A 19,965-nucleotide genomic window follows, 5' to 3' on the forward strand; every position below is an offset into this window, starting at 1 on the left:
TTCTCCGGAGATTGTCGATCGTGTTGCCAATGGCTGAGAAGTACCTGAAGGCGCTGGGTGAGACCCTGATCATGACGACCAGCGCGTGCGCGGTGGTGTTCGTCACTGGCCTCGCGCTGGCGCTCGTTCTGACGATCACCGCGCCGGCGGGCCTGGCGCCACGACCACGCGTGCATCGCACGCTGTCGGTGCTGGTGAACATGTTCCGGTCCGTGCCGTTCATCATCCTGCTGGTGGCGATGCTTCCGGTCACGCGGATGATCGTCGGTACCACGATGGGCATCTGGGCCGCCGTGGTGCCATTGAGCGCCCACCTGATTCCGTTCTTCGCCCGCGTTTCACAAGTGGCGCTCAATGAGACTGATTCCGGGCTGGTCGAGGCCGCGCGGGCCATGGGGTGCCGCCGCTGGCATATCGTGCGCCACGTGTTGCTGCCCGAGGCGCTTCCTGCATTGATCGGCGGCGCCACTGTGACCGTGATCGCGATGATCGGCGCATCCGCGATGGCGGGCGCAGTCGGTGCGGGCGGGCTGGGCGACCTTGCCATCCGCTATGGCTACGAACGGTATGAAACAGCGGTGATGTTCAATGTGATCGTGATCCTGGTGGCGCTGGTCACGCTGGTGCAGTTCAGCGGAGAGCGGCTGGCACGTCAGTTCGACCATCGCAGGTAGCAGGTAACGCGAAGCCCCCACGTGAAAACGTGGGGGCTTCCCTTCGCGATCGGAAAAGATCAGAACAGGCCGGTCGTGGGCGGCGGCTCATCCTTGAGCAGCCAGGCGCCCACCGCCGCTGCCTTCCATTGGCGGGGATTGTGATTCGCCACGGTCCTGGCGTTGCGCCAGTGACGGTCCAGGTTGTACTGGCGGTCGCACGAGGAAGCCCCGCCAACATCAAGGGCCAACTCCGAAGCCTTGAGCGCGGCTGCAACGGTGAAGACCTGCGCCTGGGCAACGTCGATCGATGCCTGCGTCAGCGATGCGTTGCTCAGGTTGTCGGCCCAGGCGGCGTCGATGGTATCGGCCGCACGTAGCGTAGCGGCTTCGGCGGCAAAGACCTCGGCAGAGATCTGGCCAATGGTCTCTTGCACGTAGGGGTCATCCACCGAGCGCTCGGCCGAACTGTGCTTGATCGGACGGGCCTTGTTGCGCGCGAACCAGACCGCATCATTGAGCGCATTGCGTGCGATGCCCGCCTCGGTGGCGGCAAGGAATAGCTGGAATACCGGCGAAACCGGGTTGCGGCGATCACGCGGCAGAAAGCTGCCGCGTACCTCGTCCGTCTCCACGCGCATGTTCGTGAAGCGCGTGGTACCGCTGGCCGTCAGCCGCTGACCGATCGTATCGAAGTCGTCCACCAGTTCCATGCCCGCGCGTTCGCGCGGCACGGTGAAGTGCGTTTCCTTGCCGGCTTCGTCCAGCGCGATCGAGCTGACCCAGTCCGCATAGAGCCCACCGGTGCTGTAGTACTTGGTGCCATTGACGAGGTAGTGGTCGCCATGGCGCACGATGGTGGCCTGAATGGCGCCCTGCTTGCCGCCGCGCTCCACGCCGCCGTTGCCGATGATATGCCCGGCCAGCAGACGGCCGAACCAGCGCTTGCGATCGGCTTCGTTGTCGTGCGCGGCCAGCAGACCTTCCACCAGGCCGAAGTTGGGACGCAGCGCCTGTGCGAGATTGGAGTCCACGGCCGCGAGTTCGATCACGAAGCGGATGGCATCGCGCAACGTGCCACCCGGCCCGCCGTAGACCTTGGGAATGCGGAACGTCAGCAGGCCGGCGTTGGCGACCTCTCGCGCGAAAGCGTAGGGCAGATCGCGCTGGAGCTCGCGGATTGCCGCGCCTTCGGCAATCCGGGGCAGTAGCGCTTGCGCGCGCTGACGCAGGATGGCGACATCCGCTGCCGGCGGTAGTGCGTTGCCGGGCGGCGCGGGATGCGGGTGGTTCGATTTTGTCGCACCTGCAGGGGCGACGATTTGAAGTGCAGCTTCTGTAGTCACGGTACGGGCTTCTGCGCCTATCGGCGAGGGTTGCTCTGGGCCGTTCAGAGTAACCAATCCCGCCCGCGTCACTAAGCGCGAATTCCGCATGTCGACGCTACCCGTCCGTATGAGACGCGTAGCGACTGGACTCAGGCGGGTTGCTGCTCCGCCACTGTTTGCACGATCGACCTAGCCAACGCTTCTATGCCCTGCGCGGAGAGGCTGTCCGCGTGCACCACGCGCCGCGCGTCCCATTTGTGAAAATGCTTGCGTTGCGAGCGCGCGTAGGAAGGGTCGTAGTGCTCGGTCGCCAGTTCGCCGAACAGCTGGCGCAGGTTTCCTGTGGTCGCCATCTCCTGCCACGCGGCGATGATGGTCTTGCCGTGCAGTTCCTTCAGCCGCCCAAGCTGATCGGCAAGCCAGGCGGGCCGATCGCCAAGATACGCATAGTCATGCAGCAGGAACGCGAGTCGTGTTTCTGGCGATGCGTCGATCTCCACGCAGGCGCTTTCGCGCATGTGGGCAACCAGCGGCACCGGCAGATTGAGCTTGCCAATGCGCGCGCCTTCACCTTCCACATAAAGCGGCCGGGCCAGATCGACGCGCTCGATCACATCCGCCAGTGCGGTCTCGAACGCGGTCTGTGAAGGCTGGGCGACATCGGGCAATGCGCCGAGCAGCGATCCCTTGTGCCGGGCCAGCCCTTCGAGATCGAGCACCTGTTCGCCTTGTGCGGCCAGTGCATGGAGCACGCGCGTCTTGCCGCTGCCTGTGGCGCCGCAGATCACGACCAGCGGCGCGCGCGCGGCCTGCGTGTCGAGCACATCGATAACGTGACGGCGCCAGGCCTTGTAGCCGCCGGCAAGCTGCTGGGCATCCCAGCCCACCATGCGCATCCACGTCGTCATCGAGCCGCTGCGCAGCCCGCCGCGCCAGCAATACACCAGCGGCCGCCAGCCAGACGGGCGATCGGCGAACTGCTCGCGCAAATGGCGGGCGAGGTTGGCTGCCACCATGGCACCGCCGACACGTCGCGCCTCGAATGCGCCGACCTGCTTGTACAGCGTGCCGACGATGCGGCGCTCCTCGTTATCGAGAACCGGGCAGTTGATGGCGCCGGGAATATGGTCGATCTCGAACTCCGCCGGTGAGCGGGCGTCGATGATCGTGTCGAACGCGTGGCGGTCTTCGACTCTTACGACTGGTTTCATGGGGTGACCGTCAGCCCGGGTTCGCCGGCTTCCATGCGGCCCACCACGGTGGCTTCCGTGAAGCCCTGCTCACGGAAGACGGCCAGTACCTTGCCCACGGCGTCTGGCGCGCAACTGATCAGCAGGCCGCCACTGGTCTGAGGGTCGGTGACCAGCGGCTGGGCAAGCTCGGGCAGGCCAGCGGCGAGTTCGACTTCGCTGCCATAGCCTTCCCAGTTGCGGCGCGATGCACCGGTGATGAAGCCCTGTTCCGCCAGTGACATCACATTCGGCAGCAAGGGAATGCGAGGCCATTCCAGCACCGCGCGCAAGCCGGCGCCGCGCGCAAGTTCCAGCGTATGGCCTGCGATGCCGAAGCCGGTGACATCGGTGATCGCATGGACATCGTCGAGTTCGGCCAGGGCGATGCCGGGCGTATTCAACTTTGTGGTGGTGTCGATCAGCCGTGCGTATCCGGCATCATCGAGCTTTTCCTTCTTCAGCGCGGCGGACATCACGCCTACGCCGAGCGGCTTGCCGAGCACCAGCACGTCACCGGCGCGCGCGTCGCGGTTGCGGCGGATCTTCTTCGGATGCGCCAGCCCCATCACCACCAGGCCATAGATGGGTTCGACCGAGTCGATCGTATGGCCACCGGCAATGGGGATGCCAGCCGCCTGGCAAACGCTCTGACCGCCTTCTATCACCCGGCCGATCACTTCGAGCGGCAACTGGTTGACCGGCATCGCGACCAGTGCGAGCGCCATGATCGGACGTCCGCCCATCGCATAGATGTCGCTGATGGCGTTGGTGGCGGCAATGCGGCCGAAGTCGAACGGATCGTCGACGATCGGCATGAAGAAATCGGTGGTGGCGATCAGCGCCTGCGTTTCGTTGAGCTGATAGACCGCGGCATCGTCGGACGTTTCGATCCCGACCAGCAGTTCCTTGGGGACCGGCAACGCTGCGCTCGAGCGCAGGATCTGGGACAGGACGCCGGGCGCGATCTTGCAGCCGCAACCGCCCCCGTGGGAAAAACTGGTGAGACGCAGCGGAGGCGTGGCCTCCACTTGGGGGGTGTTGGTGTTCATAGGGAGTGGCGTGGGCCCAGGCGGATCGGAGATAGGCCGTACTTTACAGTACGAGTCCGGCCCGCCCGGCGTCGTGCGATGACTGCCCAATGACTGCCTAGTGAATGCCTATTTCTTGCGCTTCTCAGCCAGGCGCGTGTTGATCCGTTGCGTCAGTCGCTCGATATTGGCATTCAATGCGTCGCCACGCGCGGCATCGGCGGGGACGTGTCTGTTGGCGCTGGCGTCCCAGACGGAATCCATGCGCAGGTACTCGTGCATGGCATCTGCCAGCAGGGTCATGTCCTGCAGCAAGGGCGCGCGCGAATCGCCGGGCGGCAGCGTGACGCGCACCAGACCGGACAGCGCTTGCTCGAAGGCGGGCGCGTGGATGGTTCGGGTACGCGCGTCGACCTCGCGCTCGGGCATTTTGCCGGCCTTCATGGCCTCGATATCGGCTTGCGTCGCCCGAAGCGCGGTCATGAAGCGATCGGCGGCCACTTCGAACTGTCGGGAACCGGCCAGCTGGGCGCGCAGGGTCAGCGGTGCGGGCGGCGCAAACGCGGCCACACCGACCACCGCGACGATGGCCGTCACGGTGGCCATCAACGTGCCACGGCGCAGCTTCTTGCGGTAAGTCTCCGGCGACAGCCGGACCGGCAGGCACAACGCCAGCAGCGCGCCGCCAATCAAGCCACCCACATGCGCGGCGTTATCCACACGCGTCGACAGGAAGCCCTGTGCGAGCGAGTAGCCGATCATGATCACGGCATCGCTGACGAGTCGATTGCGAATGCTCTGCGGCAGTTCGCGGCGATGCAGCAGTGCCGCGACAAGCAGCGCGCCGCCGATGCCGAACACCGCTCCCGAGGCGCCGACGGACACCGAGGCCTGCGCCGCGAAATAGAGGCTCAATGCGCTGCCGAGCAGGCCGGCGCCAACGTAGATCAGCAGGAAGCTGCGCGTGCCAAAGAATCGTTCCACATGCGTGCCGAGCAAGTAGAGCACCACCATATTGGCGGCCAGATGCTTGAGGCTGCCGTGAAGGAAGGTGGCCGTCAGCAGCCGCCACCACTGACCGTCCTGCGTCAGCGCGCCAAGATTGCCGCCCCAGTCAATGAGCATCTTTGGCGCGGCGCCATCCAGCGCGGCGCCGCGCGAAAGCATGATGAGCCAGATGAGCACGTTCACGGCGATCATGCTGTACAGGCCCCAGGTGCGGGGCAGCGCCTGCATTTGCGCCACGAAGGCCCGCTCGGCAACAACGTCGGCGGACGGCGTGATGCCAGCCACGCGCATGTGGTGCGCCACCAGTGCCTGAACGAGTTGCTGATCGGACTTGCGCAGCATGGCCAGTCGTACCTGATAGGCGCGACGCGCTTTCCGACGGCCGCCGGGCTTCGTTTCGACCGTTTCGATGACAAGGGTCTCGCCGGCGCCCCGCACGTCGCGTATCGCCGCACCAGCGATGTCTCGCCAGCGCAGATGGCGGCGTTTGCGCGGGAATGCCGTGGAACCGATGCCGCTGGCATCGATGGTCAGCAATGGTTTGCCGAGCGGCGCATGGCGTCCCCATCCCCATTCAAAGAGGATCAGGATGCCTAGCAGCACTAGGCTCATCAAAACGGAGCCGGCGTTGCCGCGCATGCTGACCAGCAGCAGCGCAGCCAGGCCACCAAAGATCGCCCACAAGATCAGCCGCATGAACAGCGCGGCGCCAAACTGGCGCACGTAGAAGGCGCCTATCGGGCGGGCAGGGGTGGCCCTTTGCCGCCAGCGTTGCGATTGCTCCATCGTTCTTCCCGAAACGGATTCAAGGTTCGCGTCATCTCGAGTGGCATTCCCGGTGACGGAGCCACGGCGCGCGTGACGCGACGATAGAGGCACTGCCTGTGCGGCGCAAGCTCCCCCGTTGGCGGGGTTGCGTTGTGTGGGGTAGCCCCCTGTTGGACAGCCAGCCTTACATTGACTGCAAAGTCAGAAATTGCCAACCACTCGCCACACCAGCATCAACGACAACGCCAGCATCGTTATCCCAATCAGGGCATCCAGCGCCTGCCAGGCTTTGGGGCGGGCGAACCACGGCGCCAGCCAGCGGGCGCCGAATCCCAGCAGTCCGAACCAGAGCACGCTGGCGGAGCTTGCGCCCGCCACGAACCAGCCGCGTAGTGCCGCCGGTTGCTGGGCGCCGATGCTGCCAACCAGCAGCACCGTATCCAGATAGACGTGCGGGTTGAGCAGCGTGAAGGCTGCCGCCTGAGCCAGCGCGGCGCTTCGGCCGAGGCCTTCGCCGCTGGTGCGGGTGCTTAGCTGGTGCGATTCCCGGGCGCGCCGCAGAGCCCGCCACCCATATATCGCCAGGAAGATGGCGCCGACTGCCGCTAACGCGCGGGCAAGGCCGGGGCTTTCGCCAAGGGCCTGGGCCATGCCCATGACGCCCGCCGTGATCAACAAGGCGTCTGCCACTGCGCAGAACAGCACCACGCTGCCCACGTGCTCGCGTCGCAACCCTTGGCGCAGGACGAAGGCATTCTGCGCGCCGATGGCGACGATCAGTCCGAAGCTCAAGGCCATGCCTTGCAGCGAAACGGAAAAAGCGGGAGATGGGGCGGGGAGGGCGGTGATCATCCGAGGGAGCTTGCCTGTCTTTCTGGATGAAGACAAACTATCTTTCCTTCATCTAATTAAGTTGAGCTAAACCGATGCTGGACTACGCCGCGCTTTCCGCACTGGCTGCTGTGATTCGCGAGGGCAGCTTCGAGCGTGCGGCTCGCGCGCTCAACGTGACGCCGTCGGCGATTTCGCAGCGCATCCGCTTGCTGGAAGAGCGCGTGGGCTGCGCGCTGGTGGTGCGTGCCCAGCCTTGCCGGGCGACCGAGACCGGACGGCGGTTGTGCCAGCACGTGGACCGGGTGCGTTTGCTTGAGCAGGAACTTCAGGGGGCGCTGCCGGCGCTGGCGCCCGAGGGTGTGACACGGGTGGCGTTACCGGTGGCGGTGAATGCCGATAGCCTGGCCACCTGGGCCGCGCCCGCCATTGCCACGTTCGCCGCGGCGCATCCCGTATTGATGGAAGTGGCCGTGGACGATCAGGACCACACCACCGAGTGGCTACGCAGCGGCGCAGTGCTGGCTGCCGTGACGGGCACCGGCCGGCCCGCGGCAGGATGCAACAGCCGCCCGCTTGGCGCGATGCGCTATCTGGCGGCGGCCAGTCCGGCGTTCATGCAACGCTACTTTGTCGATGGCGTTGGCGCAGGCACTCTGGCCGAGGCGCCGAGCCTCGTGTTCAACACCAAGGATGAGCTGCAGGTGCGGTGGGCGCGGCGCTTGTGCCATCGGCATGTGGAACTGCCCCGGCATACGTTGCCGTCGTCGCAGGCGTTCGTGACGGCGGCCTTGGCTGGCATGGGCTGGGGCTTGCATCCACAGGCGCTCGTCGCGCCGTATCTGGCGAATGGCACGCTGGTCGAACTGGTGCCAGGGGCGCCGCTCGATGTCCCCCTTCACTGGCAATACGCACGCGCGGCGTCAGGCTTGCTCGACGGGCTGAGCCGCGAGGTGCTGGCTGCCGCGCGGGTTGCGCTACTGGCGCCCTGATCTTGGCTGGTGTTGGCTGGGGGCGGCGGGTTCCCGTATGGCCTGCGGCAGCCATGCTTCGACAAGACATGGAAGCCGGGGATATCGACGTGGTGAAGCAAGCGGGTGCTTGTCCGTGGAAAGAGATCTGGCGGCCTCCGTCGGTCGTGTCCTTCAACCCATCTTCGGCGGCCAATTGTGCGTCTCTGTCTGGCAGTGGCCGCACCAGGCGTAGAGCGCGTCGTACATCACCATGCCGTGTTCAAGCATCTCGAGGTCGTCATTGAACATGCGCGACAGTCCCAGCGAGATGGCGTAGAGCCCGCTGGATTGCGGTGTGAGGTCCAGCCGCGACGTGTCCGCGCCACGTACGATGCCGGCCAGTTGCTGCAAGGCCGCGTCGCCGCCTAGGTGGTACTTGTCCAGGAACGCATCGAAGCTGCAGCGCTCGCCGACGTGTGTGAGTTCCACGCCGGGAACGTCGTACGGGATGGCACCCGATTCATTGGCGATGCGCGTGACATCGTCGGGTGGCACGTAGAGAAACTCCGGCGTCTCGTCGATAAAGCGGGCAATCAGCCAGGGACAAGCGATCCGGTCGATCTTGGGGTGTTCGCGCGTGATCCATTGCATGGCGGTCTCCTTGTCAGTGATGCAGCAACGGGTAGATCAACAGGCCAAGGGCCGCCGCACCCGCCACGATGGCCGGTTCCGGCAGCTTCCTGAACCTGAGGAGCAGCGCGACGGTGACCACTGCCAGCAGCACCGTCGGTACATCGACGATCGAGCGCCTGGCCAATACGATGACCGCGCCGGATATCGCGCCCACGGCGGCGGCCGTGACGCCGTCCACAAATGCGAGGATCGCAGGCAGCTTGCCGTACTTCTTGAAGTAAGGCGCAGGCAGGATGGTGAAGAGGTAGCACGGTAGAAAGGTGCCTGCCGCCGCCACGCAGGCGCCGGGCAGGCCCGCCACCAGATAGCCGATGAAGCCGACGGTGATGACGACCGGGCCCGGCGTGATCATGGCCACGGCCACCGCATCGACGAATTGCTTCTCGTTGAGCCAGTGGTACTCGGTGACCACACCGCCATAGAGGAACGGGACGATGGCGAGCCCCGAGCCGAATACGAACGCGCCGGCCTTGGCGAAAAACAGGCCAATCTGCGACAACAGCGGCCAGTCGATCGTGCCCAGCAGGGCGCTGGCGGCAGGCGCCGGGATCGCGGCGATCGCATTGGCCCGGCCATGGCCCAGCCACTTTGGCGGCGCGCGCCAGAGCCAGACGAGCACGCCCGACGCGAGGAACAACCACGCGACCTCCGACTCGGTGATCACCGTCACGGCGCACAGCAACAGGTAGATGGCCCAGAGCAGCTTGTCCTTGCCGACGCTTCGGGTTGTGAGCTTGTATGCGCTGATCGCGATGATGCCGATGACAGCAGCGCCCACGCCGTAGAACACGGATTGCATCCACGTCAGCCCGCCAAAGCGGACGTAGGCCCAGCCGAGTGCTACCACCATCAGGAACGACGGCAGCACGAAGGCGATGCCGACCAGTGTGGCGCCCAGGATACGGTAGTGCACGTAGCCGAGGTAGATCGCCAGCTGCGCCGCCAATGGTCCCGGCGCCAGTTGCGCGAGCGCCAGCCCCTCTTTGTAGTCGCCATCCGTGATCCATTGGCGGGCCTCCACGAGATCGCGCCGCATATGGCCGGCCAGTGCGACCGGGCCGCCAAATCCAAGCGCGCCGAGTCGCACGAAATACATCACCAGTTGCCGCAGCGTATAGGCGGGGCGGTCGTGGGGAGCGTTCATCTGGGGCACCTGGGGAGTCTTATGGTTTCCGGTTGCCGGAGAAATGGGCATAGAGGGAATCGAGCACCGTGCCGACCTCCGTCAACAGCGCATCGTCATCGGCCAGTCTCTTGCGCGCGCCAGCCAGGATGGCTTCGAAGCCGCTGGCCTCGGGGACGGTCGATCCACCCACGTCCAGCGCATGGACCATTGCGCCGAGCCGGACCAGTCCGGGGTTGTCGTCGAGCCCGAAGCTGGCCAGCAGCACTTCGAACGACACGCGCGTGCCGACGTGGGTAAAGGTAGCGCCGTCGAAGTCGAACCCCAGTGCATCGGCCGGGCAGTCGGCCGGATTGGCGAGCCAGAGGAACCCAGCGTGCGGATCGATGAAGCGCCGGATCAGCCAGGCACTGGCGACGCGATCGACCCACAGATTCCGGCGCGTCGCCCACAGCCGGCCTTGATACTGGGACGGATCTCGGCGTGGAATGCCGCCGGCTGCGGCGTGAGGTTCGCCGGGAGATTGCGTGGCTTCGATCGCCGCGGCAAAGTCGCGCCATTGCGCGTCCGCGCGAACGGTGGCTTCATTCGGAAAGAAGTCGATCTTGCGGATGGTGTCGTATGCGCGGGCGTGACGACGCTGCAGGCGACTCCGTTCCGCAGCGACGAGATCGGGCAACGTCTTGCGCGCCTCGGACAACTCGGCGAGCCAGCGGGTGTAGTCGGGCGTGCGATCGAACAGCGCCCGGTAGGCGCTGTCTTCAGCCGCATCGCCAGCCTGAACGCGAAGCAGCCAGGCCTGGCCTTCTTCCTGCAAGGCGTCGTCGGCGAGGATGCGCAACTGCATGGCCTGCTCGGCGTGTGCCGGCAACAGATAGGCGCCGTCGCGCAATGCGGCGCACCCCAGCGTCCTGACGGCGCGCCAGATGCGCATGCGTGCCGTCGCGCTGGACGTGGGAAGGCTGACTATCAGCAGAAGCCAGGCGTTGGGTGCGGAGTTGGGTACATTGAGGGCGGGTGTCATGAAGGCAGCATAGGTAGCCGTCATGACCGTTGCAACGCTGTAGAGACCTCTACAGCAGGCGGGTGAGCGTCGCCAGCAGCCCGGTTCGAGTGTCGCTACGCGTACTTTTTATGTGCGGTCCGTTCAGACCCACAACCGGTACAGCCAGAACGACTCATCCTCGACGAAGCGCTGCGTGAACTCGGTTGGAGAAAAGCCGGTAATGCGTTTCGTCGTGCGGACCAGATGGGCCTGGTCCGCGAAGCCTTCCTCCAGCGCCAGCCCGGGCCAGTCGAAGGGTTGGCCGGCTTCGTAACGATCGCGGGCCGTGAAGAATGCGCCCTCGGTTCGGACGATCGCTTGCCACTCGCGCAAGGACCGGCCGCTATAGGCCTTGATGCGACGTTCCACCTGACGCGGGCTGCTTGTCCGCTGCCATTCGCGGGCCTGCCAGGCCAGGCTCTCCACCCAGCGCCGCCCGGTCTGGCGCAGAGACGCGAGTGGGGACGACCGATGCCGAAGCGCATGCCATCGCGGAGCGAGATGTTGCTCGAGCGCCGCCAGTGTTTCCGCGTCGCTCTCGGCATCGCTCAGGGATTCGATGAGTGGCCGCCAGCCATCGCCAAGCACCTCGCGCGCGCATCGAAAACGGTCGTGAATTGCCGTCAGATCCAGATCGAACAATGCCTTGGCCACATCCGCGGTAAAGCACACCATGCCACCGCGTCCGGTGGTCGGCGCCCAGCTCGTGAGTGGTGACGACTGGCTGCCGGAAACGGTAACCGTGGCCCCGAAGGGGCGCCACAGGGGGCCGTTTGATGACCGTTCCACCAGGCCGGTGCCCGGATCGGGAAACCAGGACAGGCAAACGAGCGGCGATGCGGGAACGTGGGTCAGGCGCTGTGCGTCGGTCAGCGGAAAGCCGCGCGTGTCCCGGCACACGATTGCCGCAATGGCGCCATGCAGCGATGGCGGGGCCGGATAGAGCCGCGCATGAGGGGTCCGCCCGCCGTGCGATGCAAGTGGTGCACGCGCGGCCGGGTCTGGGCATTGGATCGGAGTCGAAAGGGGCCCGGAGGACATGAGCGGCGAGTATAGGCAGGCGCGGCGTGACTGTCGATGTCGTTTCGATTCAAGACAGTCCGCGTGGGAGCGTGTGGAATCTGCACATGACCACCGAATCCCAAGCCCAATGCCCGTTCCAGACGGCCAAGTCGCCGCCGCCTGCCGGCTCGCCACTGCCGCATCCATACGGTACCTGGCCGCCCGGGCCTGCGGCCGGCCTGACTGGCTGGCACCTGCTGCGGAGAATGTCGCGCGATCTGCTCGGCACGCTCGGCGAATGGCAGCAGACGTACGGCGACGTCGTGCATCTGCGGATGTGGCCGGAACATGCGGTCGTCGTCACCGACCCGCAGCTCGTCCGCGAACTTCTGGTGACCCATCACGACTCGTTGATCCGCTGGGAACGTGGCACGCGTGTGTTCTCCCGCGTGCATGGGCATAGCGTGCTGACCGCAGAGGGTGACGCATGGTCGCGCAAGCGGCAGGCGTTGCAGCCGGGCTTCATGCCGAAGGCCGTGCATGGTTTCGTTCCGGGCATCGTGGAGATCGTCGACAAGGGGCTCGCCACATGGCCCACGCGAGTGGCGGACTGGCCCGTGGAAAGCGCGCTGACGTCGCTGACCATGGATGTGATCGTTCGGATGATGTTCTCGGATGAGATCGGTGAGGACGCGCGCGTTGCCGAATGCGCCGTGCGCGCGATCAGCGAGGCGGCCAACGCCGATTTCTACTGGCCGGCGAGCCTGCCCGACTGGGTGCCATGGAAGCGCGCAAGACGGCGGGCACTCCACACGTTGCGGGACCTGATCGAGCGACATCTGCAGGCGCGTCTGCGGATGCGCACGGATACCTGGCCGGACGACCTGCTTTCGCGCCTGCTGTGCCTGCATCGGGATGACGCGACGGCATGGCCGCTACAGGCGGTGCGCGACGAATGCATGACGACGTTTCTGGCCGGACACGAGACCACCGCGGCGACGCTGACTTGGTGGGCCTGGTGCATGGCATCGAACCCGTCCGCGCAGGACGCCGCACGCGCCGAGGTCACGCATGTACTGCGCGGCCAGGCGCCGACGGCGGATAGTCGCCAGGCGCTGCGTCAGGTGGTGCAGACGATCACGGAGTCGATGCGCCTCTACCCGGTGGCCCCGGTGCTCATCAGCCGTCGCGCGGTCCGCCCCATCACCTTGGGCCCGTGGCGGCTACCGGCGCGCACGCTGTTCATGCTGCCCTTGCAGTTGATGCACCACGATCCGCGCTTGTTCCCGGAGCCGGAGCGCTTTCAGCCCGATCGCTTCTCGACAGGTTCGCCGCAGGCCCCGCGCGGCGCCTACATGCCATTTGGCACCGGCCCGCGGGTTTGTCTGGGGCAGCATCTGGCAACGGCTGAGATGACGGTCATCGCGGCGATGCTGCTGCAGCGGTACAAGCTGTCGGTGCCGGAAGGCGCGGCACATCCGCGGCCGCTGTTGAACGTGACGTTACGGCCGGATCAGCCGCTTTGGCTTGCCGTGACGCCGATTTGAGGGCGAGTTGATAGCGAATTGGCCGGGATTGCCGCCCCGCCAGTCTCAGCGACGGCGAGGCGGCACGTGCCAGCGCCTCAGGACGTCACGGTATCGGTCAGGGCCAGGGCCGGGTAGTCGATATACCCACGCCCGTCGCCACCAAAGAACGCATTGGGAAGGGCATCGTTCATCGGCGCGCCGAGCTTCAGGCGGGTGACGAAGTCCGGGTTGGCCAGCACCATCTGTCCATAGGCTTCCAGATCGGCAAGCCCGGATGCCACGTCGGCACCAACAGCTTCACGGGTGCGGCCCGGCCGGTTCAGGATCAGCGTGCCGCGCCAGCGTTCGCGGATGTCGGCCAACTGTGGCTCGTTGCCCTGGAGGCTGACGTGCAGGTACGCCAGGCCGAGCTTGTCTAGTTCCGTTACCAGGTGGCGATAGAGCGCCGGACCTTCGGCGCCTTCGTCGATGCCCCACAGCGGCGTGCCGGGCGATAGTCTGATGGCCGTCCGGTCCGCGCCGATTTCCCCGGCGATTGCGGTGGCCACCTCGATGGCGAAGCGGGCGCGGTTGTCAATCGAGCCGCCGTATTTGTCGGTGCGGGTATTAGCGTTGGGCGCGAAGAATTGCTGGACCAGATAACCATTGGCCCCGTGGATCTCGACGCCGTCCGCGCCTGCGGCGATCGCTTGCCGGGCGGCGAAGCGGAAGTCGTCCACGGTCTGGCGTACCTCGGCAGTGGTCAGCGCGCGCGGTGCCGGAATGTCCTGCATACCCTTCAGCGTGAACATCGGCACACCGGGGGCAATGGCCGACGGCGCCACACCTTGCCGGTGATGCGGCGTGTTGTCCGGGTGGGACATGCGTCCCGCGTGCATGAGCTGGATGAAGATCCGACCGCCTCGCTCGTGTACTGCGGCGGTGACGTTCTTCCATCCATCGACATGGGCTTCGGTGTAGATACCGGGCGTGGCGAGGTACCCCTGCCCGTCGTCCGAAGGCTGGGTCCCTTCGGTCACGATCAGGCCGACACTCGCGCGCTGCGCGTAGTACTCGGCTGCCAGTTCGCCCGGCGTGCCATCAAGGCTGGCGCGGCTACGGGTCATCGGCGCCATGACCAGATGATTCTTCAGGGTGTATCGGCCGACGCGGACCGGGGTGAACAGTGCGCTCATGTGCATGACCTCTTTCGAAAGTGCAGGTTGCCGGCATCAGTTCGTGATGCCGGTCAGGCGCTGACGCGCGCCATCGCGCGGATCAGGCTTCCATGGCGCCATCATCGGTGGCTTCCTGTTCGAGATAAATCTGCTAATTTGCAATGCATTGATCCACTGATGGAGCAATCGGCGTGGAACTACTGAATGACATGGCCTTGTTCGTGGAGGTCGTCAAGGCGAAGGGGTTTCGCAGTGCTGCGGATGTTCTGGATATGCCGAGTTCGACGCTGTCCCGGCGGATCAGCGCCTTGGAAAAGGCGATCGGGTTGCGCCTGCTGCACCGCACGACGCGCAAGATCGAGCTGACCGAGGCCGGCCGGATCTACTTCGAGCGATGCAAGCGCATCGTGGGCGATGCCAGGCTGGCTCACGAACAGCTCGGTACCATGCTGGCGGAGCCAGTGGGCGTGCTCCGCGCGTCATTTCCAGTTGATTTCGCGGTGACCTATCTGGCGCCACTGATTGCCGAGTTTGCTGGCCGCTACCCGGGACTGAGCTTCGACTTCGATCTCACGCCCCGGCGTGTGGATCTGGTGAGCGAGCCGTTCGATGTCGCCATCCGCGCGGGGGAGCCCGAAGTCTCGCAACTGATCGCGCGTCAGCTGGCGTCGTTCCGGACCTATCTCTATGCCTCGCCCGGATATATCAAACGCGCGGGAGAACCGCGCGCTCCCGCCGATCTGAATCATCACGAATGTCTGGGCATACAGCGGGGCGGTGCGTGGACACTGCATCGCGGCGAAGACACCACCACGATCCCGGTGGGCAGCCGCTTTACGTTGAACAGCGTCGGGATGGCGCGCCGCTTGGCCGCGCTCGACATGGGCATCGTGCTGATGGCCGAAGCGATCGTGGCGGATGATCTCGCCACGGGACAGCTACGCCGGCTGATGCCCGAATGGCAGGGAACGCCGGTACCGGTCTACGCCATGACCGAGACGCGCCTGCTTCCGGCCAAGACGCAGCGATTCATAGAATTCCTGCGTGAACGATTCGAGTAACAGGCGCGTAGCCGCGCGCTCAACGATTTGAAAAGCCAACAATCGAGAGAGCTTCTAATGCCACGTCTTATCCCACGTCTTGTGCCAACGCCGACGAAGGCGCGCCTGACGCAAGCCAGTTGACCGGGTGGCGTTCCGGGGAGCGAGACTGCTACTGGGCCGACGGCCCGCTGGACAAACCGGTCGACTCAGAGGGCGCCGTGCCACCACCCGGCGTACCCGCCGTGCCTGACGTGTTTCCGTTCCCCGAGTCAGATTTGTCCTGCTGCTGCGCCTGCCGCCCATGCCGGCCGCCACCGCGCTGACCTAAGCCTCCGCCACCGCCGCCATGGGATTTTGTCGCGGTCTGCTTCAATTCCTGATTGATGGTGTCGATCGTGCGCGGCGCCGGCGTCATGCGCGCGAAGTTACTCTGGATATTGCGCATGGCCGCGTCGTTATCACCGCCATCCGGGGGCGAGGCCGTCTGCTGGCTGAAGGCGACGCCTGGCAGGGCCAGCACGGCGGCAGCTGCCAGCCAGGTGGCAATACGCGGCTGGCGGCGGAAGGTGTGGCGCGGCTTGTTGGGGGCGGGATGATTCATGTTGCGTGTCTCGGCTCCGGTTGATGATTGTGGGGAGCATTTCCCCACATGAGCACGCAATCTGTTAGTTCTTTCCCGTTTCAGCGTATTGCGGGTGTATCGGCGGATTACAACGACGCCGGCCGCTGTGGCCTTGGGCTCACAGCATCCCGGTCATGTGCTGCATGACCAGGCTGCTCAGCGCCACGCTGACCCACACGATCAGGCCCAGCAGCAGCGGGCGGGCGCCAGCGCGCTTCAGGCGGTTGAAGTCGGTGCTCAGGCCAACGCCGGTCAGTGCGCCGATGACGAGGAACGGGGCCAGTTGCTGGATGACGTGCGTCACGCCAGCCGGGAGGAATTCGTTGATTGCCGAAGCCAGCACGAAGAGCACGATGAACCAGGGGATCACGCGACGCATCGAGCCGCCGGGCTGGCTGCGCTGGAAGAGCATGGCGATGACCAGCGTGACGGGCACGATCATCATCGCGCGTGTCAGCTTGACGATCGTCGCGTACTCGCCGGCGGCCGAACTCCAGGCATAGCCGGCTGCCACCACCGACGAGGTGTCGTTGATCGCCGTGCCGGCCCACAGGCCGAAGCCCGCATCGGACATGCCGAGCATCTTGCCCAGGATCGGGAAGATCACCACGGCCACGACGTTGAACATGAAGATCGTGGACAACGCATAGGTCATGTCGTGATCGTCCGGTTGCAGCACGGGCGTGATCGCGGCGATTGCCGAGCCGCCGCAAATGGCCGTGCCGGCACCGATCAGGACCTTGAGCTTCTCAGGGATGCGCAGCAGGTGCCCGGCCACAAGGGCCACGGTGAAGGCAACCGTCAGTGTGACGAGCGAGATAGGCAGGGATGTCAATCCGGTATGGACGACCTCATGCAGTGGCAGGCTGAACCCCAGGCCGACGATCGAATACTGCAGTAGCTGCTTGGAAGCGAACTGGATGCCGGGCTTGCACGACTCGGATGGCTTGAGGAAGGCTCGGCAGAGCAGGCCAAGCAACATGCCGAATACGGCACCTCCCAGCAGCGGCACAGCCTTGCCAAGCAGCGTGGCGGGCACGGTCAGGGCGAGAACGAGGAGTAGCCCGGGGAGTGTGGACCTTGCGGAGAGGAGTCGGGACGCCATGCTGCGAACACCTTCTTAGATGAATTTTGCATAACGATATTTCCTCAGCGCATATGGGCGCCAACGGTATTTTCGGGTTGTATCTATCGAAAATGTCGATAAGGACGGCTGTCGGGCCTGCCGCGGCAACCGAGATCCCCCACAAAAGCAAACCGCCGCGACGATGTGCTCGCGGCGGCGGTTTGGTTTTATCGGTTCGTTCTAGCGGTTCGTTCTATCGGCTCGTTCTATCGGCTCGTTCTATCGGCTCGGGCCTGTCTGGCGTGGCCGCGATCTTCCTACGGCTTGTTCGGGGTGGTGCAGAGCCCATGCAGCTTGCGCAACCCTGAGTAAAGCCCGCGCCTTTCCTCTGGACTCAGCATCCGGATGACCGATGCCTGCCCGCGACGCGCCAACGGAATGACCTGCGCATGGAGCGCGGCTCCTTCGGGCGTAATCCGGCATGTCAGGCGCCGGCGCGTTCCGCCTTCCGATTCCAGCGTCACCAGCCCACGATCCTCCAGCAGCCGCAGCGTCCGGCTGACCAGCGCCTTGTCAGAGGTGGACTGCCTGACCAGTTCCGCGAATGACATCGTCTCGCCGTGCGCCAGCAGCGCCAGAATGCGCCACTCCGGCACGGTTAGCTCGAAGCGGGACGCGTACGGCTCCGTCACGTTGCTGCGCAGCGCCGTGACGAGCTGGCTCAGCATCGTCGTCAGGAAGTCGTTGACGTTGAGATCGGTGCCGGCTTCGTCGAGGTTCGACCACGGGTCGGTGGTCCCGGTGTCGACGGAGGCGGAACGGGTTGTGCTGGACATGAAGGGGGAGCCGTGGAGACGTGCTGGAAAATCGCCGCAAAGCGCGGCTGGAAGCCGATCGCGATTGTCTCACATGCAGGGTTGCCGGCAACTTCGCGGGTTTGCGCGTTGGACGCCCGCCTCACAAACGTTACGCGCGCCGGCCACGCGCCCGACATCGGGGCGCGTCACCGGCGCGCGCAAGTTGTGTCATCCGGCCGCCGCGCATCAAGACGCGGCGTTTCCGTGCGGAATCAAGCCGCGAATCCGCCATCCACGTTGAGGCTGGCACCCGTCACGAATCCAGCCTCAGGGCCGGCCAGATACGCCACCATGCTGGCGATCTCGTCGGGGTGGGCATGACGTTGCAGCGCCATCAGGCCGTGCAGCGATGCGGCGAATTCGCTGTCCTCGGGGTTCATGTCGGTGTTGACCGGGCCAGGCTGCACGTTATTGACCGTGATGCCCTTCGGTCCCAGGTCGCGTGCCATGCCTTGCACCAGCCCTTTCAGGGCGGACTTGCTCATCGCGTAGGCGGCGCCGCCCGGGAACGGCATCCGGTCCGCATTGGTGCTGCCGATGTTGATGATGCGGCCACCCTGGCCCATGTGCGCCAGCGCTGCCTTCGCGGCGACAAATACCGCGCGTACATTCACGGCCAGCGTCTTGTCGAAGTCTTCCAGCGGGAACGTGTCGACCGGACCGAGGAATAGCACGCCGGCGTTGTTCACGAGGATGTCGATCTTGCCGAAGTCAGCGGCGGCCGCGTCGATCGCACGTGTGACGGCCGCGGCATCGGCCGCGTCGGCGTGATAGGCACGGGCACGGCCGCCTGCGGCCTGGATCGATTCAGCCAGCGCTTGCGCAACCGCGCCGGAGCTCTGGTAGGTGAAGGCCACGGCGGCGCCTTCGCGTGCCAGGCGCCGCACTACCGCGGCGCCGATGCCGCGCGATCCGCCGGTGACGAAAGCTACCTTGTTCGAGAGGGCGGCGGAGGCAGAGGTGAGGGTGGGGGTGGAGTTCATGATCGTGTTCCTGTGTGGTTGGGACGGTGAAAGCAGTATGGTTTTGGCGATCTGCAACCGGTAGTCATGATTCCGTATCAACTTTTTCAACCGTTGATATAAGCTTCGACGCATGGAAGCGCTGAACCTGCTCGAGTCATTTATCCAGAGTGCCGAAACCGGCAGCTTTTCGGCTGCCGCGCGTCGCCTCGGGCTGACGCCGGCCGCAATCAGCAAGAACGTGGCGCGGCTGGAGAACCATCTCGGGCTTCGGCTGTTTCAGCGCAGCACGCGCCGGCTGACGCTGACGATGGGCGGCGAGCAGTTCCTGCAGCAGGTATCCGATCCGTTCTCAACGCTGCGCGACGCGTTTGCCAGCGCCGCGCAGGAGGACGGCAAGCCCGCCGGGGTGCTGCGCGTGAGCATGGGCGTGGCGTTCGGCCGCGAGTACCTGGTGCCGTTGCTTGGCGAATTCCTGGCGCGTTATCCGGGCATCGTGCCGGACTGGCATTTCGAGAACCGCACCGTCGATCTGATCGCCGGTGGTTTCGATGCGGCCATCGGCGGCGGTATCGAACTGACAGAAGGGGTGGTGGCGCGGGAACTGGCGCGGACCTACGTGGTGGTGGCAGCGTCGCCGGCGTATATGAAAGACCGGGCGATGCCCCGCCACCCGTCGGATCTGGCCGGCTTCGACGGCATCGTGCGCCGGTCGGCTTCGACGGGACGTCTGCGGCATTGGAATCTGCGCAATCAGATAGGCGAGCAGGCGCTGGCGGAGATGCGCACGCGCGTGATTCTCGACGACCCCGAGGCCATGGCCCATGCCGCCATGAGCGGCCTCGGCATTGCGCTGCTGCCGATGCCACATGCCGCGCCCTGGCTCGAGAGCGGTGCGCTGGTGCGCCTCCTGCCAGGGTGGTATGCCGACAATGGGCCGATCGTGCTCTACTATCCGAACCGCAAGCTACTGCCGCCGAAAACGCGCGTATTCATCGACTTCATTGCGGAATCGTTCCAGAAGAATGCGCTCGCGCACCGATTCGACGGGCGCTGAGCGAAACC

General features: G+C 65.4%; 19 protein-coding genes. 5 read left to right on the forward strand and 14 right to left on the reverse strand.

Going from position 1 to position 19,965, the window contains the following annotated elements; genetic code table 11:
- Positions 1 to 29: 29 nt before the first annotated feature.
- A complete protein-coding gene (locus tag RMET_RS19985) occupies positions 30 to 674 on the forward strand; it encodes a methionine ABC transporter permease (protein ID WP_029308855.1) in 645 nt (214 codons plus the stop codon).
- A 59-nt stretch (positions 675 to 733) separates the two neighbouring features.
- Here RMET_RS19985 and RMET_RS19990 read toward each other — a convergent pair whose 3' ends face one another.
- The 5 genes from RMET_RS19990 to RMET_RS20010 form a co-directional block, all read right to left on the reverse strand.
- Positions 734 to 1,999, reverse strand: coding sequence for an acyl-CoA dehydrogenase family protein (locus tag RMET_RS19990; protein WP_029309808.1), 1,266 nt, complete (start codon positions 1,997 to 1,999; stop codon positions 734 to 736).
- A gap of 131 nt (positions 2,000 to 2,130) precedes the next feature.
- Positions 2,131 to 3,192, reverse strand: coding sequence for a tRNA 2-selenouridine(34) synthase MnmH (gene mnmH / locus RMET_RS19995; protein ID WP_011518374.1), 1,062 nt, complete (start codon positions 3,190 to 3,192; stop codon positions 2,131 to 2,133).
- Positions 3,189 to 4,262, reverse strand: a complete 1,074-nt coding sequence (gene selD, locus RMET_RS20000) for a selenide, water dikinase SelD (RefSeq protein ID WP_011518375.1) — start codon at positions 4,260 to 4,262, stop codon at positions 3,189 to 3,191. Before selD ends, mnmH begins: the two co-directional genes overlap by 4 nt.
- A gap of 108 nt (positions 4,263 to 4,370) precedes the next feature.
- Complete coding sequence (locus tag RMET_RS20005; protein WP_011518376.1) at positions 4,371 to 6,035, reverse strand: rhomboid family intramembrane serine protease; 1,665 nt, start codon at positions 6,033 to 6,035, stop codon at positions 4,371 to 4,373.
- A gap of 183 nt (positions 6,036 to 6,218) precedes the next feature.
- Positions 6,219 to 6,869 carry a LysE/ArgO family amino acid transporter gene (locus RMET_RS20010; protein ID WP_011518377.1) on the reverse strand — a complete coding sequence of 217 codons (651 nt, stop codon included), beginning with the start codon at positions 6,867 to 6,869 and terminating at the stop codon, positions 6,219 to 6,221.
- A gap of 74 nt (positions 6,870 to 6,943) precedes the next feature.
- Between RMET_RS20010 and RMET_RS20015 the strand changes: the two genes are divergently transcribed.
- Positions 6,944 to 7,840, forward strand: coding sequence for a LysR family transcriptional regulator ArgP (locus tag RMET_RS20015; RefSeq protein WP_011518378.1), 897 nt, complete (start codon positions 6,944 to 6,946; stop codon positions 7,838 to 7,840).
- A gap of 153 nt (positions 7,841 to 7,993) precedes the next feature.
- Here RMET_RS20015 and RMET_RS20020 read toward each other — a convergent pair whose 3' ends face one another.
- The 4 genes from RMET_RS20020 to RMET_RS20035 all read right to left on the reverse strand — a co-directional run bounded on the left by RMET_RS20020 (position 7,994) and on the right by RMET_RS20035 (position 11,703).
- The gene (locus RMET_RS20020; protein WP_011518379.1) at positions 7,994 to 8,452 is read right to left on the reverse strand and encodes a chromate resistance protein ChrB domain-containing protein; all 459 of its coding nucleotides are present in this window, start codon (positions 8,450 to 8,452) and stop codon (positions 7,994 to 7,996) included.
- 13 nt (positions 8,453 to 8,465) lie between these two features.
- Positions 8,466 to 9,638 carry a chromate transporter gene (locus tag RMET_RS20025; RefSeq protein ID WP_011518380.1) on the reverse strand — a complete coding sequence of 391 codons (1,173 nt, stop codon included), beginning with the start codon at positions 9,636 to 9,638 and terminating at the stop codon, positions 8,466 to 8,468.
- 19 nt (positions 9,639 to 9,657) lie between these two features.
- Complete coding sequence (locus RMET_RS20030) at positions 9,658 to 10,665, reverse strand: chromate resistance protein ChrB domain-containing protein (protein ID WP_011518381.1); 1,008 nt, start codon at positions 10,663 to 10,665, stop codon at positions 9,658 to 9,660.
- 99 nt (positions 10,666 to 10,764) lie between these two features.
- Positions 10,765 to 11,703 (reverse strand): helix-turn-helix domain-containing protein, encoded by a 939-nt coding sequence (locus tag RMET_RS20035; RefSeq protein ID WP_011518382.1) that lies wholly within the window; start codon positions 11,701 to 11,703, stop codon positions 10,765 to 10,767.
- A gap of 86 nt (positions 11,704 to 11,789) precedes the next feature.
- On the opposite strand from RMET_RS20035, the gene RMET_RS20040 reads away from it, so the two are divergent.
- Positions 11,790 to 13,211 carry a cytochrome P450 gene (locus RMET_RS20040; protein WP_011518383.1) on the forward strand — a complete coding sequence of 474 codons (1,422 nt, stop codon included), beginning with the start codon at positions 11,790 to 11,792 and terminating at the stop codon, positions 13,209 to 13,211.
- A gap of 77 nt (positions 13,212 to 13,288) precedes the next feature.
- On the opposite strand, the gene RMET_RS20045 is transcribed toward RMET_RS20040, so the two are convergent.
- A complete protein-coding gene (locus RMET_RS20045; protein ID WP_011518384.1) occupies positions 13,289 to 14,368 on the reverse strand; it encodes an alkene reductase in 1,080 nt (359 codons plus the stop codon).
- 173 nt (positions 14,369 to 14,541) lie between these two features.
- On the opposite strand from RMET_RS20045, the gene RMET_RS20050 reads away from it, so the two are divergent.
- Positions 14,542 to 15,411, forward strand: coding sequence for a LysR family transcriptional regulator (locus tag RMET_RS20050; RefSeq protein ID WP_011518385.1), 870 nt, complete (start codon positions 14,542 to 14,544; stop codon positions 15,409 to 15,411).
- Between the two features lie 151 nt (positions 15,412 to 15,562).
- On the opposite strand, the gene RMET_RS20055 is transcribed toward RMET_RS20050, so the two are convergent.
- The 4 genes from RMET_RS20055 to RMET_RS20070 all read right to left on the reverse strand — a co-directional run bounded on the left by RMET_RS20055 (position 15,563) and on the right by RMET_RS20070 (position 18,921).
- Positions 15,563 to 15,994 (reverse strand): hypothetical protein, encoded by a 432-nt coding sequence (locus RMET_RS20055; protein WP_011518386.1) that lies wholly within the window; start codon positions 15,992 to 15,994, stop codon positions 15,563 to 15,565.
- Positions 15,995 to 16,133: 139 nt separating this feature from the next.
- Positions 16,134 to 17,120, reverse strand: coding sequence for a YeiH family protein (locus tag RMET_RS20060; RefSeq protein WP_011518387.1), 987 nt, complete (start codon positions 17,118 to 17,120; stop codon positions 16,134 to 16,136).
- Between the two features lie 278 nt (positions 17,121 to 17,398).
- Entirely contained in the window at positions 17,399 to 17,917 is a 519-nt protein-coding gene (locus tag RMET_RS20065) for a MarR family winged helix-turn-helix transcriptional regulator (protein WP_011518388.1), read from the reverse strand.
- 233 nt (positions 17,918 to 18,150) lie between these two features.
- Positions 18,151 to 18,921: an SDR family oxidoreductase gene (locus tag RMET_RS20070; RefSeq protein ID WP_011518389.1), complete on the reverse strand. Its 771-nt coding sequence runs from the start codon at positions 18,919 to 18,921 to the stop codon at positions 18,151 to 18,153.
- A gap of 112 nt (positions 18,922 to 19,033) precedes the next feature.
- Here RMET_RS20070 and RMET_RS20075 point away from each other — a divergent pair, with 112 nt between their 5' ends.
- On the forward strand, positions 19,034 to 19,957 hold the full coding sequence (locus tag RMET_RS20075; RefSeq protein ID WP_011518390.1) for a LysR family transcriptional regulator: 924 nt from the start codon (positions 19,034 to 19,036) through the stop codon (positions 19,955 to 19,957).
- Positions 19,958 to 19,965 lie beyond the last annotated feature (8 nt).

The sequence above is a fragment of the Cupriavidus metallidurans CH34 genome (genome assembly GCF_000196015.1).
GTDB classification, from domain to species: domain Bacteria; phylum Pseudomonadota; class Gammaproteobacteria; order Burkholderiales; family Burkholderiaceae; genus Cupriavidus; species Cupriavidus metallidurans.

What these genes read in the sequence shown, in the direction of transcription:
- RMET_RS19985 (WP_029308855.1), top strand. Translation starts at nt 30, where the DNA reads ATGGCTGAGAAGTACCTGAAGGCGCTGGGTGAGACCCTGATCATGACG.
- mnmH (WP_011518374.1), bottom strand. Translation starts at nt 3,192, where the DNA reads ATGAAACCAGTCGTAAGAGTCGAAGACCGCCACGCGTTCGACACGATC.
- selD (WP_011518375.1), bottom strand. Translation starts at nt 4,262, where the DNA reads ATGAACACCAACACCCCCCAAGTGGAGGCCACGCCTCCGCTGCGTCTC.
- RMET_RS20005 (WP_011518376.1), bottom strand. Translation starts at nt 6,035, where the DNA reads ATGGAGCAATCGCAACGCTGGCGGCAAAGGGCCACCCCTGCCCGCCCG.
- RMET_RS20010 (WP_011518377.1), bottom strand. Translation starts at nt 6,869, where the DNA reads ATGATCACCGCCCTCCCCGCCCCATCTCCCGCTTTTTCCGTTTCGCTG.
- RMET_RS20015 (WP_011518378.1), top strand. Translation starts at nt 6,944, where the DNA reads ATGCTGGACTACGCCGCGCTTTCCGCACTGGCTGCTGTGATTCGCGAG.
- RMET_RS20020 (WP_011518379.1), bottom strand. Translation starts at nt 8,452, where the DNA reads ATGCAATGGATCACGCGCGAACACCCCAAGATCGACCGGATCGCTTGT.
- RMET_RS20025 (WP_011518380.1), bottom strand. Translation starts at nt 9,638, where the DNA reads ATGAACGCTCCCCACGACCGCCCCGCCTATACGCTGCGGCAACTGGTG.
- RMET_RS20030 (WP_011518381.1), bottom strand. Translation starts at nt 10,665, where the DNA reads ATGACGGCTACCTATGCTGCCTTCATGACACCCGCCCTCAATGTACCC.
- RMET_RS20035 (WP_011518382.1), bottom strand. Translation starts at nt 11,703, where the DNA reads ATGTCCTCCGGGCCCCTTTCGACTCCGATCCAATGCCCAGACCCGGCC.
- RMET_RS20040 (WP_011518383.1), top strand. Translation starts at nt 11,790, where the DNA reads ATGACCACCGAATCCCAAGCCCAATGCCCGTTCCAGACGGCCAAGTCG.
- RMET_RS20045 (WP_011518384.1), bottom strand. Translation starts at nt 14,368, where the DNA reads ATGAGCGCACTGTTCACCCCGGTCCGCGTCGGCCGATACACCCTGAAG.
- RMET_RS20055 (WP_011518386.1), bottom strand. Translation starts at nt 15,994, where the DNA reads ATGAATCATCCCGCCCCCAACAAGCCGCGCCACACCTTCCGCCGCCAG.
- RMET_RS20060 (WP_011518387.1), bottom strand. Translation starts at nt 17,120, where the DNA reads ATGGCGTCCCGACTCCTCTCCGCAAGGTCCACACTCCCCGGGCTACTC.
- RMET_RS20065 (WP_011518388.1), bottom strand. Translation starts at nt 17,917, where the DNA reads ATGTCCAGCACAACCCGTTCCGCCTCCGTCGACACCGGGACCACCGAC.
- RMET_RS20070 (WP_011518389.1), bottom strand. Translation starts at nt 18,921, where the DNA reads ATGAACTCCACCCCCACCCTCACCTCTGCCTCCGCCGCCCTCTCGAAC.
- RMET_RS20075 (WP_011518390.1), top strand. Translation starts at nt 19,034, where the DNA reads ATGGAAGCGCTGAACCTGCTCGAGTCATTTATCCAGAGTGCCGAAACC.